Source organism: Acinetobacter sp. NigerLNRRAM0016, from assembly GCF_054112845.1.
The window spans coordinates 23,154-39,866 of sequence record NZ_JBSYVT010000025.1; the positions used below are offsets into that span (position 1 = coordinate 23,154).

16 protein-coding genes are annotated in these 16,713 nt (G+C 43.8%); 5 read left to right on the forward strand and 11 right to left on the reverse strand.

Going from position 1 to position 16,713, the window contains the following annotated elements; genetic code table 11:
• Positions 1 to 257: 257 nt before the first annotated feature.
• Positions 258 to 947 carry a M23 family metallopeptidase gene (locus ACWQ4X_RS14260; protein ID WP_457904093.1) on the reverse strand — a complete coding sequence of 230 codons (690 nt, stop codon included), beginning with the start codon at positions 945 to 947 and terminating at the stop codon, positions 258 to 260.
• A 107-nt stretch (positions 948 to 1,054) separates the two neighbouring features.
• On the opposite strand from ACWQ4X_RS14260, the gene ACWQ4X_RS14265 reads away from it, so the two are divergent.
• On the forward strand, positions 1,055 to 1,498 hold the full coding sequence (locus tag ACWQ4X_RS14265) for a DUF721 domain-containing protein (protein WP_100241178.1): 444 nt from the start codon (positions 1,055 to 1,057) through the stop codon (positions 1,496 to 1,498).
• A 97-nt stretch (positions 1,499 to 1,595) separates the two neighbouring features.
• Here the strand turns inward: ACWQ4X_RS14265 and lpxC are convergent, their stop codons facing one another.
• From lpxC to gshB, 8 genes are all read right to left on the reverse strand, one after another.
• Positions 1,596 to 2,498, reverse strand: coding sequence for a UDP-3-O-acyl-N-acetylglucosamine deacetylase (gene lpxC, locus ACWQ4X_RS14270; protein ID WP_457904094.1), 903 nt, complete (start codon positions 2,496 to 2,498; stop codon positions 1,596 to 1,598).
• A 125-nt stretch (positions 2,499 to 2,623) separates the two neighbouring features.
• A complete protein-coding gene (gene ftsZ, locus ACWQ4X_RS14275) occupies positions 2,624 to 3,814 on the reverse strand; it encodes a cell division protein FtsZ (RefSeq protein ID WP_100241176.1) in 1,191 nt (396 codons plus the stop codon).
• Between the two features lie 162 nt (positions 3,815 to 3,976).
• Positions 3,977 to 5,239, reverse strand: a complete 1,263-nt coding sequence (gene ftsA / locus ACWQ4X_RS14280) for a cell division protein FtsA (protein WP_142769957.1) — start codon at positions 5,237 to 5,239, stop codon at positions 3,977 to 3,979.
• A 64-nt stretch (positions 5,240 to 5,303) separates the two neighbouring features.
• Positions 5,304 to 6,158: a cell division protein FtsQ/DivIB gene (locus ACWQ4X_RS14285; protein WP_100241174.1), complete on the reverse strand. Its 855-nt coding sequence runs from the start codon at positions 6,156 to 6,158 to the stop codon at positions 5,304 to 5,306.
• A 3-nt stretch (positions 6,159 to 6,161) separates the two neighbouring features.
• Positions 6,162 to 7,091 carry a D-alanine--D-alanine ligase gene (locus ACWQ4X_RS14290; RefSeq protein WP_161932874.1) on the reverse strand — a complete coding sequence of 310 codons (930 nt, stop codon included), beginning with the start codon at positions 7,089 to 7,091 and terminating at the stop codon, positions 6,162 to 6,164.
• A gap of 49 nt (positions 7,092 to 7,140) precedes the next feature.
• A complete protein-coding gene (gene murC, locus ACWQ4X_RS14295; RefSeq protein WP_457904095.1) occupies positions 7,141 to 8,589 on the reverse strand; it encodes a UDP-N-acetylmuramate--L-alanine ligase in 1,449 nt (482 codons plus the stop codon).
• A 12-nt stretch (positions 8,590 to 8,601) separates the two neighbouring features.
• Complete coding sequence (murG, locus tag ACWQ4X_RS14300) at positions 8,602 to 9,699, reverse strand: undecaprenyldiphospho-muramoylpentapeptide beta-N-acetylglucosaminyltransferase (RefSeq protein ID WP_457904096.1); 1,098 nt, start codon at positions 9,697 to 9,699, stop codon at positions 8,602 to 8,604.
• Positions 9,700 to 10,009: 310 nt separating this feature from the next.
• Complete coding sequence (gshB, locus tag ACWQ4X_RS14305) at positions 10,010 to 10,957, reverse strand: glutathione synthase (protein ID WP_457904097.1); 948 nt, start codon at positions 10,955 to 10,957, stop codon at positions 10,010 to 10,012.
• Between the two features lie 121 nt (positions 10,958 to 11,078).
• On the opposite strand from gshB, the gene ACWQ4X_RS14310 reads away from it, so the two are divergent.
• Positions 11,079 to 11,297 (forward strand): DUF3565 domain-containing protein, encoded by a 219-nt coding sequence (locus tag ACWQ4X_RS14310; protein WP_457904098.1) that lies wholly within the window; start codon positions 11,079 to 11,081, stop codon positions 11,295 to 11,297.
• Positions 11,298 to 11,506: 209 nt separating this feature from the next.
• Positions 11,507 to 13,756, forward strand: a complete 2,250-nt coding sequence (locus ACWQ4X_RS14315; RefSeq protein WP_457904099.1) for a TonB-dependent receptor — start codon at positions 11,507 to 11,509, stop codon at positions 13,754 to 13,756.
• A 113-nt stretch (positions 13,757 to 13,869) separates the two neighbouring features.
• Here the strand turns inward: ACWQ4X_RS14315 and pyrE are convergent, their stop codons facing one another.
• Positions 13,870 to 14,520: an orotate phosphoribosyltransferase gene (pyrE, locus tag ACWQ4X_RS14320; protein ID WP_457904100.1), complete on the reverse strand. Its 651-nt coding sequence runs from the start codon at positions 14,518 to 14,520 to the stop codon at positions 13,870 to 13,872.
• A gap of 40 nt (positions 14,521 to 14,560) precedes the next feature.
• Between pyrE and ACWQ4X_RS14325 the strand changes: the two genes are divergently transcribed.
• Entirely contained in the window at positions 14,561 to 15,379 is an 819-nt protein-coding gene (locus ACWQ4X_RS14325; protein WP_457904101.1) for an exodeoxyribonuclease III, read from the forward strand.
• 474 nt (positions 15,380 to 15,853) lie between these two features.
• On the forward strand, positions 15,854 to 16,204 hold the full coding sequence (locus ACWQ4X_RS14330; protein WP_142769949.1) for a Spx/MgsR family RNA polymerase-binding regulatory protein: 351 nt from the start codon (positions 15,854 to 15,856) through the stop codon (positions 16,202 to 16,204).
• 65 nt (positions 16,205 to 16,269) lie between these two features.
• On the opposite strand, the gene ACWQ4X_RS14335 is transcribed toward ACWQ4X_RS14330, so the two are convergent.
• A complete protein-coding gene (locus ACWQ4X_RS14335) occupies positions 16,270 to 16,707 on the reverse strand; it encodes a DUF2147 domain-containing protein (protein WP_100241164.1) in 438 nt (145 codons plus the stop codon).
• Between the last annotated feature and the right edge of the window lie 6 nt (positions 16,708 to 16,713).

The following is a 16,713-nucleotide window of genomic DNA, read 5'->3' on the forward strand; positions in this document are numbered from 1 at the left end:
AGCTGAATACGGACATGCACCACTATTTATAAAATAAATAATTGCTGACGATTTAACACTCAAATTAACAAAAAATCGCCAATAATGTAGATTTTTTATACAAACAAAATTCTTTTGCCTGATAGTATGAAAAAAGGTGAAGAAAACATCCTTGTTTTGGTGCAAAACTCACAGAAACAAAAAGGCAGCACATTGGAAAGAGGTTAGACCCAATGTACTGCCTTTGAAGGAATTTATGGAATAAATTCGAGGTACGATTATGGCAACATCGCTAAGTAGGTAGATGGATTTTTACGCTGACCATCTTTTACAACTTCATAATGTAAGTGTGGACCCGTACAGCGACCGGTACAGCCAACATTGGCAATGTGTTCACCCGCTTCTACGCGATCACCCACACGTGCCACTAGACGAGAAGCATGTGCATAACGCGTGATATAGCCATTTCCGTGATTGATTTCAACGTATTGACCATAACCTGAGCCCCAACCCGACTTGGTTACGACACCAGGACCCGTTGCATAAATCGGGGTACCACTTGGCGCAGACAAATCCAATCCAGAGTGATGTTCAGCGCGGCCGCCCATGGTACGACCACCATAGTTTGAGCTCACACGTTTCATGTCTGGCAATGGATGCGTCACTAACCATGAATAAGGATTATTTGAAGATGCTGAATACGTAGCTTTAGTGCCATATTTTTTAGCAATCGACTCGTTGTTGAGTTCAACTGTTTTTTCACGCAGCTTAACGGATACTTGTGTGCTTGCAGGGATATCAATATCTTCAGGTTCAGCATACGAACCTTGGGCAAGTGTTTGAGTAAGCTGCTCAATACGATCTGGTGAAACAGTGGTATTTGAATTCAATTGAACTAAATCAGCGAAAGCGACCGATGCGGCCGAAGCTGCTAAAGAAAACGCCAATAAAATACGTCTCGTGTGCATAAAAACCTCTTTAAACTGTTCTTACAAAAGTTCCTTGCGTGATCTCTTCCTTGATATCTACTGAAAGGAGCGCATAAGATTAAGACACAAATATGAAGGTAATATGTATGTCCGAACCAGAGAATCTCTTTCAACAAACAAGAAAACGCATAAAAACAGGAAACTTATCGTTTCTCTCAACCCAAGTTGCTGCATGGCAGAAACTTAGCAAACTTATTCAACCGCTATTGCCTCAACCAGAGCAATGGCAGGTTGCTTGTTATCAACATGGTGTTTTGACCATAACAGGTGAAAATCAAGCGATGGTGAGTCAGCTGGGTTATTTGCAAAAACACTATATTGTTGAATTAGCTCGACTCGAAGAACTTAAAGATTTACAAAAGCTTCAGGTACGTTTGAGAGTTTCCCCCAAAACTACACACCCGACCACTGAACCATCTTCTCGGTCTTTAAGCACAGAAACCCAAGACTTATTAAAAGGGGCTGCTGACTTTGTGAGCGACCCTAAGCTTAGCCAAGCGATGCTACGTTTGGCAAGCAATAAAAAGTAACCTAGACGCGTCACTAGAAAATGTTTCTATGCTTAAATGTGACAATTATCACACTCTTATTTATTATATTATAATGTAACCCATGTAAGACAATGACTTATGTCACACTTACATAAGGGATTGGACATTGATCGATGTCATCAAATGTTACAATTTCGTAGCTGCTTGGATCACTTTGGACATTGCGCAACAATTGGTTGTTTAGAGCATGCCCTGACTTATATCCATCAAATTTCGCAATAATTTGATGCCCCAATAAATATAAATCGCCCACGGCATCTAATATTTTGTGACGAACAAATTCGTCAGAGAAGCGTAGTCCTTCTTCATTGACCACACCTGTATCATCGACCCCAATCGCATTATCTAAGCTTGCACCCAATGCCAAGTTATTGGCTTTGAGGTAATCGAGATCTTTCATAAAGCCGAAAGTACGTGCCTCACTCACTTCGTAGACAAAAGTTTCAGTAGAGAAATCAATGGTGGCAGACTGATATTCTTTTTTAAATGCGGGATGGTCAAAATCGATGGTGAAATTGAGTTGAAAACCCGAGTGCGGGGTAAAGATGGCACGCTTATCATCAATGAGTGCTTCAACAGGCTTTAAAATTCGGATGAATTTTTTTGGTGCATTTTGCTCGACCAAACCGCCCTGCATTAATAGATAAATAAACGGGCCTGCACTGCCATCCATAATTGGGACTTCAGAAGCAGAGACTTCAATAATTAAATTATCAATGCCTAGACCTGCGATTGCACTCATCACGTGCTCAATGGTGCCCACTTTGGCATTTTCTTGAACCAAATTGGAGCACATAAAGGCTTCTTGAATCAGCATGGCATCGGCAGGAATGTCGACAGGCTGATCAAGATCAATACGACGAAACACAATGCCCCCATCCACATGGTGCGGCACAAAGTTCATTAATACCTTTTGCCCACTATGAAGACCAATACCGCTCGCTTTCACGACACGTTGCAGGGTACGCTGTTTCAACATGCTTTTTCTATCATCTGCCCATAAAACCGCTATACGTTAGCATATTTAGCCATTGATAAAAAACAAAAAGGTAGCGAATGCGCTACCTTTTTGTCATATCTTGATAAAAAGATATTATTAAATAATTACTTACGTTGCTGATTCTTCAAATAATCTTGAATGCTCATTGGTGTAGGACGTGAAGCACCCGCCGATGACGCTGCATTAATCGCAGGTGAATCGGTTTGTTGACGTTGAATCGCAGGAACATCATCTTCTTCAACTGCAGCATGTGCTGTAGTTGCAGAACGTGACACCTGTGCCGTGGTTGGGCGTTTGGTTGGCTCAATGGCATCCGCCGAATTACGGGTTAAACCTGTTGCAATCACAGTGACGCTAATTTCATCACGCGCATCTGGATCAAATACGGTACCGTAGAATACCTGACCTTCATCCAAGTCAACGATTTGGTTTACAACATCAGTGATTTCTTCGATCTCACCAAATGTCACATCATCACCACCCGTCACATTAATTAAAATGCCTTTGGCATTCATAATGGTGACGTTATCTAACAATGGACTACGAATCGCCTGTTCTGCTGCTTGGCGTGCACGATGCTCACCACGACCAGAACCTGCACCCATCATGGCATAACCACGAGTACTCATTGCAGTTTTCAAGTCAGCAAAGTCAAGGTTGATATGACCAGGACGAACCACCAAATCAAAGATACTACGGACTGCATTCAGCAATACATCGTCCGCTTTCTTATAGGCATCTTTCATTGAGATGTCGCGGAACACTTTTAATAAGCGTTGGTTCGGAATGATGATTAACGAGTCGACATGTGCCTCTAAAGCCTCAATGCCTTTTTCCGCAGATTGTTGACGACGCTTACCTTCAAAGTTGAATGGTGTAGTGACCACACCTACGGTCAAAATCCCCATTTCTTTGGCAATTTCGGCAACCACGGGTGCAGCACCTGTACCTGTACCACCACCCATACCTGCAGTCACGAACACCATATCGGTGCCTTCAAGATGCTGACGAATTAACTCGCGACTTTCTTCAGCAGCGGTTTGTCCCACTTGCGGATTGGCACCTGCACCCAGACCACGCGTGCTTTGCTCACCCAACTGAATTTTGAATTGTGCATTCATACGGTCTAATGCTTGTTTGTCCGTATTGGCACAAACAAATTTTACGCCTTGAATGTCAGATTCCAACATGTGTTGAACAGCATTACCGCCTGCACCACCTACACCAAATACAGTGAAACGGGCTTGACCGTTGCTATCGTTTTGATCATCTTCTAAAAATTCAAATGAGGCCATGACCTTTAAATTTCCTAATTCGTAATTGGCAGTCACTTAAGCCCGTATACTGCCTTGATCTGCATAAATAAAAATTGGTTTTAGGATGCTGCGCTATGTCTAGCTTGTCAAGTCTCGACTGCTTAACGTACAACTTCCAAACAATATTCCCAAAAAATACAACTAAAAAATAGACTTCAACTTATCATTTAACCCTGACCAAGCCCGTCCTGCACGTTTCCAAAACGACAGCGTTTCAGGGTCAACTGTTTCGACCAATGTTTCTTGTGGATCACCCTGACTAAACATCAACAAGCCTGCTGCAGTCGCATATTGCGAACGACGCAACGATGCCAAATACGGTTCATCGGCATAAACCTGCACAGGCGGATTCCCCAAATGTGCAGAAATACCAAGCATACGGCGTACCAAACTGACCATACCTTCAATCTGACAGGCATCTCCAGTTAAAACCACACCATGATACAAACCATGAATCGCGCCACTGCGTTCCAACACTTCGCGAACTTGGGTCAGAATTTCTTCGTAACGGGCAATCATAATTTCAGATAACTCAATCCGACTAATGGTTTGCGGACCATCAATGCCTTGAATTTGAATCATATGATCTGGTTTTACCACTTTTAAGTCGACGCAACCATAGAGCAGCTTAATTCTTTCTGCTTCTTCTGTGGTGGTCTGTAAAACTGCAGCAATATCACGCGTTACATGTTCACCGCCACGCTGCAATGTTTCAGCCATGGCAAGACGACCGTCTAAATAGACCGCAAGATTGGTGGTGCCAGCGCCCATGTCGAGCAAGCAGACTCCATATTCTTTTTCATCTTTGAGCAAGCTGGCTTCAGCCGTCGCTAAGCACGACACCACCATTTTTTCAACGGTGATGTTCGCTCCTTTCATGGCTCGATCCAGATTCTGCATGGTGCTGATCGGCAACATCATCAACTGATAATGCCCTTTCATGCTGTGCGCAGACATTCGAATCGGGTTTTGCACCCATTCTGGAGAATCATCCAGTTCAAAGCCTAAAGGCACCGCACTCACTAAATAGTGGTCTGAAGTAATATGACTGGCTTTTGCCAATTCTAATGCTCTAACCACTTCATTGGTGGTAATACTATGTTCGGCATTTTCAATTGGGGTACGACCCGAAGCGTAAAAACTTTTTAATTCTGCACTTGGAATTGAAACCCAAGCCGAGTGCACACGGCACTCAGCCATATCTTCCGCTTCCTGAACGGCATTTTTTATCGCCGTGATGACTTTATCCAAGCTCACGATTTTGCCTTTGTTCATACCGCGGTTACGTGCCGTCGCCATCCCAATGACCTGAATCTTGTCTGGGGCGTGCACCTTACCAATCAAAACTGAAACTTTATGTGTCCCAATGTCAATCGCAACAACTGAGGGAACAGCTTCACTCATTATTTACTACCATTACATGTTTGTTTAATTTATGGCTTTACGCCTCTATTTATAAAGCCAGTCATTATGGCTTTGCATTTATCCCATCCGCAATGCTTGTGTCATTAATCGTTACAACAAAGTGACCATTTGCAATTTTCGGTGGAGCTGCACTTTTCCATTGGATGGCCAAGCCGTTCCTATACCGTAAATCGATTGACGAAATTTGTGACCACACGGGTTTCAAATCACTTTGCGCAAGATGACTCAAGCGTTGTAGCTTACTCATGGTCTGATCTTGATCAACAATAACACGTAATCCAGAATCAAACTGCATAAACCAAGTCATACGCTCCGTTAAATATAATTCTTTTAGCCGAAGGTTGACTGGAAGGAATAACTGATTAATTTCATTATAGCGACGCATCATGGTTTTAGATTGGCTCATCGGCCCATGAAGCAGTGGCAATTGTTGATAATTTCGCGGGGTCACTTCAGCAAAAACATCACCGCTGTCACTGAGTAGGCGTCCTGTTCCCCAACGGGCGATTGCATGACGTGGCATCACGCGAACACGAATGGCATTTGGCCAAGCGCGAGAAACCACCACACGATCCACCCACGACAACTCTAATGCGCGATCCCGAATTTGCTCTAAATCAGAGGTAAAGTAATTATTTTGTACCGTCGGTGCCACATGCAACATTACTTGGCGCTGCTCTGCATCGGAACGGGTGCCCACCACGTCCAGATCTGCCACTCGGGCATCCGTCATTACTTTATATAAGCCAAACACTCCAGCAGCCAGCACCACAAAGGCAATGACCAAAAGCAACCAGCCGCCTACGTTGGTCAGTTGTTCCTGACGCGTGGGTGGTTTGTCATGTATCGAGGTAATTGCGGCGCGTTTGCGGCGCATCGATGCTGGAAGTTGAGCCATAACTTAGTGTGCTGCACCTGTAAGTGTTTGTTCTAAAATTGCGACACATAATGCATCAAAACTATAACCCACTGCATTGGCTGCTTTAGGCACCAACGAGTGACTGGTCATACCTGGAACTGTATTCACTTCAAGCAACCAGAAATTGCCCTGCTCATCTTGCATGGCATCAATACGTCCCCAGCCACTTGCACCCACCGCTTGGAATGCACGCAAGCATAAGGCTTGTAAACGTTGCTCTTCAGCCTCAGTCAAGCCACATGGAATGCCATATTGCACATCGTTACGCTGATATTTTGCTTCATAATCGTAGAACGCAACATCCGCAGGGGGTTGTAAACGAATCACAGGTAACGGTTGACCATTCAAGAATGAAATCGTGAATTCACGTCCTGTAATCCATTTTTCCGCCATGACCACAGCATCATGCTGAGTGGCTTTGGCAATTGCAGCCGATAAATCTTCTGCTTTTTCAACCTTGCTCATGCCGACGCTCGAACCTTCATGTACTGGTTTGATAATCAACGGCAGGCCTAAGCTTTGCACGACTTCAGCCAAGTCTGTATCTTTATCCACAATGCGATATGGTGCGGTTGGCAAGTCTGAACCCTGCCAGATTTGCTTGGTTTTGACCTTGTCCATACCAATGGCAGAGCCTTGTACGCCAGTGCCTGTGTACGGAATGTTTAACCACTCCAAGACACCTTGAATCTGACCATCTTCCCCGCCACGACCATGCAACACAATAAAGGCACGATCATAGCCCACCAATTCAGTCACACTACGATTTTGAGGATCAAATGCCTCGGCATTTACCCCAGAACGAATCAATGCTTCAAGTACCGCCTGACCACTATCGAGAGAAACCTCACGCTCAGCTGATTTACCACCAAGCAACACGGCAACTTTGCCGAACTTTGAAGCATTTGACACGTTTTTATCCTTAAACTGTTATAACTTTTAATAAAACCAGAGACCGTAATTAGTCCACGTATAATTGATGCTGCGCCAGCTCAACTGAGATAGCTCCCACATTACCTGCGCCTTGTGTTAATAACAAGTCATTCGCTTGTAACACTTTACGCATCACGTTTGGCAGGTTGCCATCCACAGGATCGATCAAAATCGGCTCGACTTCACCACGCAGGCGAATACTGCGTGCTAAGGCACGACTGTCGGCACCAACGATTGGTTTTTCCCCAGCAGGATAAACTTCAAGCAACAGTAATTGATCCACTTGCGACAACACATCCACAAAGTCATCAAAACAATCACGGGTACGGCTAAAACGGTGCGGCTGGAACAACATCACTAGACGGCGATCTGGGTGGCTAGCACGCGCTGCTTTAATGGTCGCTTCCACTTCTTTCGGGTGATGACCATAGTCATCCACCAATTTCACATTGCCTTCGCCCAATGCAAATTCACCTTGAACTTGGAAACGGCGACCCACACCACTGAAGCCTTCTAGTGCACGCGCAATCGCAGCATCTGACACGCCTTCATCGGTCGCAATCCCAATTGCTGCAAGCGCATTCAGGATGTTATGCAAACCCGGCAAATTAATGGTCAAACGTAATGGCTCACGGTCTTTACGCAATACAGTAAAGTGTGACTGCATGCCTTCTTGCAGAATATCGACTGCACGAATGTCATTGTCTTCATTGAAGCCATAAGTCACCAATGGACGACCAATGCGCGGCATGATTTCACGGATATTGGCATCATCACCACACACCACAGCTAAACCATAAAATGGCATGTTCTGTAAGAACTGAACAAAGGTGTCTTTGAGCACATCGAAGCTACCACCATAGGTATCCATATGGTCTGCATCAATATTGGTGACAATGGCGGCCATTGGTTGTAAATGCAGGAAAGAGGCATCTGACTCATCCGCTTCTGCCACAATAAAACGGCTGGCACCCAATGCTGCATTGACACCCGTACGATTCAGCAAACCACCGATAACATAAGTTGGATCGAGGTTTTCTTCTGCCAACATACAGGTCACAAGACTGGTGGTTGTGGTTTTACCATGCGTACCCGCAACCGCGATACCGTGACGGTAACGCATCAATTCACCCAGCATTTCTGCACGACGCACCACAGGAATACGGTGTTCAATCGCCGATTTAATCTCTGGATTTTCTGGATCAATTGCAGTTGAAACCACCAGCACATTCGCACCTGCAATATTTTCAGCCGCGTGCCCGATATAAACTTTAATGCCGTTTTCTTCGAGCTGAGCAGTGGTTTTCGAGGCTTTAATATCCGAACCTGAAACTTTATAACCTTGGTTTTTCAAGACTTCAGCAATGCCGCACATCCCAGCACCACCAATACCCACGAAATGGATGTGCTTAATACGACGCATTTCTGGGATTTTAATTAACTTTTTTGCTTGATCAGCAGGTGTAGATGGAGACATAGCTTACTCTAATTACAATTCTTGAATTAGCTCAACGACATGTTGAGTTGCATCGGGTTGAGCCTGTTGACGCGCTTTGACTGCCATTTCAGACAACAATTGACGATTCATTAACGGCACTAACAATTCTTTTAAACTTTCAGGCGTCATCTGGGCTTGCGGACAAATTTTTGCAGCGCCAGTTTTTGCTAAAAACTTAGCGTTGGCCGTCTGATGATCATCCACCGCACTTGGCAGCGGAACAAAAATAGCCGCCACACCCGCTGTTGCAATTTCCGTCACCGTTAAAGCACCCGCACGGCAAATAATTAAATCTGCCTCAGAATAGGCTTGCGCCATATCGTCAATAAACGGATGCACTTCGACGTCCAAATTCGCAGGTGCATTTGCATATTGCGCCTGTGTCGCCTCAGCATGGTTTTGACCACATTGGTGATAGACACGAATCGGTACATTCAACAGCTTTAAGGCTTCGGGTACACACTCATTCAGTGCCTTCGCGCCCAAAGACCCCCCGACAATTAAAATGCGGAGCGGTTGATGGGCTTTTTCACGTTCTTGATAACGCCAAGACGGATTTAAAATTTCGGTAATTTCTTTGCGTACAGGATTGCCTGTGGTCACAATCTTGGCTTGCGCTGGAAAGGTCTGCGGAAATGCCTGACACACTGTGGTTGCTACGCGTGACAATTGGGTATTGGTAAAGCCTGCAATCGCATTTTGTTCATGGATCAGCACGGGAATTCCCAGTACACGCGCTGCCAGACCACCCGGCCCAGCCACATAGCCCCCAAAACCAGCAACAGCCTCAATATTTAACTGTTTCATGTAGCGCATGGCACTAACGGTGGCTTTTAGAATTTTAAAAGGCGCCAATAATTTACGCACCACACCATTGCCGCGCACGCCTTGAATATCAATCTGGTAAATTGGAATATTTTGATTTTTTAATAATCGGTTTTCCATGCCTGTTGGCGTTGCCAACCAAGACACTTGTGCCCCTTGTTGTTGCAATTGTTTTGCAACGGCAAGTGCTGGAAAAACGTGTCCACCGGTACCTGCGGCCATCATCATCACGCGTTTGGGCTTTATTTGCTGAGCATCAGTCACGGTCTAATTCTTCAATTCAAAAAAATAAGCAAAAATTTCATTTTAAGTTAACAATTGTAATCACAAACGAGGGGGCGCGAAAGTTTATTTGCTTTGTTTCACCCAGCGTTTCATTGTTTTTTTCTTCAGTTTTGTAAGTTTAAACAAGTTTTATTATTAATCTAGTACAAAAAACCTCTATCTTTGTTAAAAACGAAAAATCGTCCACATATTCACGCTGATCTCGCACTGTTTCTTTTCAGCCAAAACCAGCGAAAATTACCTCAACCACGACAGTATGATTGAGGCGTTCAAAACAGAATAATGCTGATTAGACTGCTGGACGGCCTGCTTCCAATACCGCAAATAGATCATCCGCAATTTGAGTGCCAAACTTGTTGTCAATTTCACGAATACAGGTTGGGCTGGTGACATTAATTTCGGTCACATAATTCCCAATCACATCCAGACCCACAAAAATCAGCCCTTTTTCACACAGGAACGGACCGACTTTTGCCGCAATTTTACGGTCATTTTCAGTCAATGGACGCGCTTCACCCAGACCACCTGCCGCCAAGTTGCCACGCACTTCACCATTTTGTGGAATTCGTGCCAAGCAATAAGGTACAGGCTCTCCATTGATCATCAAGATGCGTTTATCCCCTTCGACAATTTCAGGAATATAGCGCTGAGCCATAATCGGCAACGTGCCATGATTGGTCAGAATTTCAATGGTCGAACCAATGTTCACGCCATCTTGATACAGACGGAAAATGCCCATGCCACCCATACCATCCAGCGGTTTCACAATAACATCACCCTGTTCTTTAATGAACTCACGAATCAAGCCTTGTTGTGACGTCACCAAAGTCGGGACTTGCAGTTCAGGGAACTGAGTCGCAAACAGTTTTTCATTACAGTCACGTAAGCTTTGTGGCTTGTTAATGACCCATGCGCCTTCACGTTCCGCCTGCTCTAAAATGTAAGTGGTATAAACAAAGTTCATATCAAACGGTGGGTCTTTACGCATCAACACCACATCATAAGCTGCGATGGATTCTTTCTTCTTTTCATCCAATTCATAATAATGGTTGTAATCTTCAAACACCTGTAACGGTGCAATCAGACCAAAAGCCTTGCCTTGCTCGATATATAAATCTTGTTGTAATGCATAACCAAGTTCGTGTCCACGACGGCTTGCCGCCCACAACATCGCCATGGTGGAGTCTTTTTTCAAATTGACACTTTCGATGGGATCCATCACAACAAGTACGCGCATAATCAAAGCTCTTTTTAAAAAGTATAATCCTCAAGGAGTATAACGGAGATTATGGGTTTCTATTTCTGAATTTCGTTTTTCGCTTATGGATAATTTTGTATAAGTTGTGGAGGATTCTGCTATGCGGCAAGCAATTATTGGCTTTCATCAAGATGAGGAACAGCATTGGGTGGCTGATTTGGCGTGTGGACATAGCCAGCATGTACGGCATACACCGCCTTGGCAAAATCGTCCTTGGGTGATGACTGAACAAGGGCGTCAAGAGAAGTTGGGCGTAGAACTCAATTGCCTTTTGTGTGATGCCACAGAGCAACCCTCTTCACCCTCAATAAAAGACTGAGTGATTTAAATTGCCTTGATAAAGCCTAATGCATCTTTATTACCCTTGCCTGAACATTCATCTGCTACAGCATAACCTCTTACCACTTCTAAGATTAATATGTAGAAAACATGAATATTGAGTAAAGAATTCATAAAAACTTGTCTTATTTTAGTTAATGATTATAATTCTCATTATTATTCTTAATTTTCATGTTGCAGAGCTTGCATATGTCTTACTTTTCACCACGCCTCATTTGTGGTTCCACTTTTTTTCAATATAGTCTCCTCAGCTGCATGATGATCAATGCACATGCTATGGCTGCTGAAGACCTAGAAACGTCAAATAATACTGAGACTTTACAACCCAATCATGTTCAAAAAACTTCCACTCATGCGGTATTACCCACACTCAAAATTGAAGCCATGAGTGAGCTTGACCCGATTAAAAGCTATGTGGATTATGATCAAGCCAATGTGACGCGCAATGGGTTAAAGAAGAAGGACATTCCCCAAACCATTGATACCATTGATGTTCAAAAATATAAAATTTACGGCAGCAATGATATAAGCATCATGCTACAAGGTACGCCGGGGGTTTCCAGCAACTATGATATGCGTGGAGATGGCATCACATTGCGAGGATTTTCTGCAGATACGGGTGACATCTACCGTGATGGAATCCGAGAAAGTGGCCAAGTACGTCGGAGTACCGCCAATATTGAACGGATTGAAATTCTCAAAGGTCCTGCTTCGGTGTTATATGGGCGCAGTGCAGGCGGTGGCGTGATCAACATGGTCAGCAAATACGCAAACTTTGACTCAAAAAGTTCGGTAGGAACTTATATTGGCTCTTACGACACTTATGGTACAACCGCTGATATCAACCAAGTTCTCAATGACCATTGGGCGGTTCGTTTAACGGGTGAATATGGCGAATCTGGGAGTTTCCGCAGTGGGATTGATAATCAGATTGAAATGCTCTCGCCGAGTTTTACCTATAAAAATGATGATGAAAGCCTGACATGGACCACCCAATACACTTATGACAAATTAAGCCGTGTACCTGACCGCGGTCCAAGTTATTCGAGTTTACCTGCGGGCACCTCCATTAAAACGGGCTTTGCGCAGGATGGTGATTATGTTGATGACTTATTACAAGTCGTGCGTAGCGACCTCAATTACTCCTTGACGCCCAACTGGAGTTTTCATTGGGCCGCAAGCTACCGACAGGCCGAACAGAATTTTGATCATTTCTACTTAGGTGGATATTGCGCGACTGAAGCCACTCAGATTCGCAATGCAGGAACCTGTAAGGGTCATGTGGGAGAAATCTCTCAAATTTATTACTGGCAACAAACCAGCAATAAAACCACCAGCAATACCTTTGATCTTAAAGGTGAATTTGATACAGGATCGATTAAGCACAATCTTGTCTTGGGAAGTGACTGGACCTATGAGCAGCGTGAACCCCGTTTAGCCAACAGCAATCAAAATGGTTCAGCAATTTATGGCTATGTGAATCCAATTACAGGTGCACGTGAATCTAGCCGCGGGACAGGACCACTGAAAATCAGTCAACACAATTATAACCAAGGCACCAGCTTAGGCTTCTTTGCGCAAGATTTGCTGAGCTTAAATGAACAACTCAAATTGATGTTGGGGCTGCGTTATGATCGTTATGATTTTTCTACCACCAATAAACTGCCGAATGCCGATCCTGATAAGCGGAAACGTTCAATCAGCGATGATTCCGTCAGTCCGAATGTCGGTATCGTCTGGCAACCAACTGAACATCAAAGCCTGTATGCCTCATATAGCAAAAGTTTCGCACCCTTTGGCGGATCAATGGGTGTGAATCCTATTTCTTCAGCAAGCCAAGATATGAATATCTTTAATGCAGAACCACAATATAACGAGCAATATGAAGTCGGCATCAAGAGCGACTGGTTAGAACAACGCCTGAATACTCAGTTTTCACTGTATGACATCCGTAAAAAGAACATTCGTTACCGCCCCAATCCTGACGAGCAGCCTGATGTCTGGGCAATCGGTGGTGAACACCAATCGCAAGGTTTAGAGTTCAGCTTCATTGGTCGCGCTTTGGATAATGTCTTTATTCGTGGTGGTTATGGCTATACCGATGCACGCGTAAACAAAGACAAAGAAAAACCAGAAAATGTCGGCAACTATTTAGCCAATACCTCAAAAAATACAGGTAACTTGTTTGTACGCTATCTTCCGACGGACAGCCTCTATGGTGAAATTGGGGTAACCTATGTCGGTTCGTATTATCCCAACATCAACAACCAGACCAAAATGGAAGGCTTCAACCGTGTTGATGCTGCAATTGGCTATAGTGCAGACCCATGGAACATGACATTAGCAATCAGCAACTTAACAGGTAAAGAGTACTGGCGCTCAGATTCGATGCCAGGCGCGCCTCGTAGCTTCTTGATGCGTCTTAATTACCAGTTCTAAAGTAATAGGTGCTGTAGAAAGAATCCAAATTGCTGTTCCCCTGCTAAAATTTAGTCATAAAAAAAAGCATATCCTCAGATATGCTTTTTCCTTTTTAATCATGCAATTTAGGCTTAGATACCATATTTCTCACGGTAGGCTTCCATTTTCGCCAAGGCTTCGCTTTCGCCTTTAGCATCTAAATAGTTCATTAAATCTTTCATGGTAATTAAGGCATGAACAGGAATTTCCAACTCTTTTTGTACTTCCTGAATCGCAGAGAGTTCGCCCTGACCTTTTTCTTGACGGTCTAATGCCACCAAAACACCCGCAATGCTTGCACCCGCGTTTTTCAAAATGGTTACCACTTCACGAATTGCTGTACCCGCAGTGATCACGTCATCAATGATCCAGACTTTTTTGCCTGCAACCGATGCACCCACCAAGACACCACCTTCACCGTGATCTTTAGCTTCTTTACGGTTAAAGCCCCAAGGCACACTCACCCCGTGATTTTGTGATAAAGCCACTGCGGTTGCTGCAACAAAAGGAATCCCTTTGTACGCAGGACCAAACACCACTTCGACATTGTCACACTGGGTCAATTTGTCTGCATAGCCAGAAGCCAATAGCGATAAGGCTTCACCATCATTCAATAAACCTGCATTGAAAAAATAAGGGCTCACTCGGCCTGATTTTAAAGTAAACTCACCAAATTTAAGCACACCACGTGATAAAGCGAGTTCGATAAATGCTTGTGGGTTAAATTGAGCTGGCGTTGACATGAGGTGCTCCGAAATTCATACATTGAGGTTATGACTGCGCATGATACCAAAGAGTAGCTACCCAAGTGATCAAAAAATTCTACGAGTGGTTTCAATTAACGTAAATGGCTTACGTTCATCGGTAACCAAAGGCTTACTTGAATGGTTAGAAAAGTCTGATGCAGATGTGGTCTGTATGCAAGAAAGCCGCATTACCCATGCACAATGGACCGATAAATTTAAACCTGAAGGTTGGTACACCCACCTGTTCCCTGCGGAACGTGCGGGTTATGCAGGTACTGCCATTTACAGCCGCTTGCCTTTTGTTTCTGTCAAAGATGGTCTCGGATTTGAACTGGCAGATTCTCAAGGCCGCTTTATCAGCGCAGAATTTGATTTAGGTTTAGAGCAACCTGTGCATATTTGCTCTTTATATTTACCATCTGGCTCTTCGGGCGATGAAGCACAAGCACGTAAAGACCATTTTCTAGAAAATTATCAGCAGATTTTAAAACAATGGCGTGCTGAAAATAAATCCATCATTGTCTGCGGTGACTACAACATCGTGCATAAGCGCATTGATATTAAAAACTGGTCGGGCAATCAAAAGTCTTCAGGCTGTTTACCACACGAACGTGCATGGCTGGATCATATCTATGATGAACTCGGTTATGTCGACACCTTCCGTGAAGTACGTAAAGAAGCGGAACTGTATTCATGGTGGTCGAATCGCGGACAAGCCCGTGCCAAGAACGTCGGTTGGCGGATTGATTACCAAGCCTGCTCACCTGACTGGAAAACCCGAACTGTCAATGCTTGGGTGTATAAAGAAGAATGGTTTAGTGACCATGCTCCCGTGATTATTGATTATCAAATCTAAAGAATATGTTGTATTGAGTGAACATTTGTTCACTCAATAATCTCTTTTTACGCACAACAGATGACGTATTTTCTGTCTATTTATCCTCGGTCAGAAACGGCATTATAGCGGCACGGCACAGGGACATGTCAGGATGACAGCAAAGGGATAGGAAGCCGTAGGATGGAATAAAACACACTCAGTTTGAGTTTGTTTTCAAGGATGTGACAATGGACGTTGTAATGAGACCCGCATAATCAGGATGATTGAATGCGGGTTTTCTCTTTTTTATTGCTTCTTTTTATTTACGCGCTGATGTTCTCATTGTTTTAAGATTGTTTTTGTTTATGCGTATAGCATGCCAAGCTTTGATTGCAGTTCGATGACAAGCACACTATAACTGTCGATATTTTATACCTTTAACCCCTCACTCTAGAGAATGCCTGTTTTTTTGTTTACCCTATAGCCAGAAATCACTTTAGGGAAATATTTAAAATGCTCAAAATTTATGGCATTAAAAACTGTAGCTCCATGAAAAAAGCCTTCGATTTGCTGACTGAACTGGGCTTGGCGTATGAATTTCATGATTATAAAAAGCAAGGTATTGACGCAGACACTTTAAAAACTTGGCTAGACCAAGTTGGACAAGAGCTGATTCTCAATAAAAAAGGCACCACTTGGCGCAAACTGACGGAAGCAGAACAACAGCATGCCTTGGCTTCACCAGCCCAACTCATTGAAACCCTGATGGCGCAGCCAAGTCTGATCAAACGTCCTGTACTCAATACAGCAACAGGTTATATTGTTGGTTTTGATGAAGCCGCTTATCGTGCGCTTGCTGGCTGAAACCCCAAATAGTAGAATAAAAAAGCCTGACATTGAGTCAGGCTTTTCTGTTTCTTTATACTGTCTTAGTTTACACGCACCCAAGTCTGGTTACGTCCTAAAGCTGCGACACCCAAATAACCACGAAGCTCAAGTTTTTTACCCCCCGAAGTTAGCTCACCTTTTAGGCTATAGGTTTTGCCATTTTTCGGATCTAAAATCGTACCATCATCGTATTTAGTGCCACCGACGTTTTTCAAACCACGCACAATGGTAAGACCTTTTAACGATTTGTTCTGATAAGGACCTTCACATTTACTGCACGCATTTTCCTCACCTGGAGTCAGAACACTCTGAATGGTTGCTGTTAACATGCCATTCTTTTGCTCAGTAAATTTCACAACCGCACGCGGTTGCTTGGTTTTATCATCAATGGTTTTCCACACTGTACCATTCAATGGATCAGCCGCATTTGCCAATACGGTGAAGCCGAGCAATCCTAATGCAAGCGCAATTTTTTTCATTTTTCT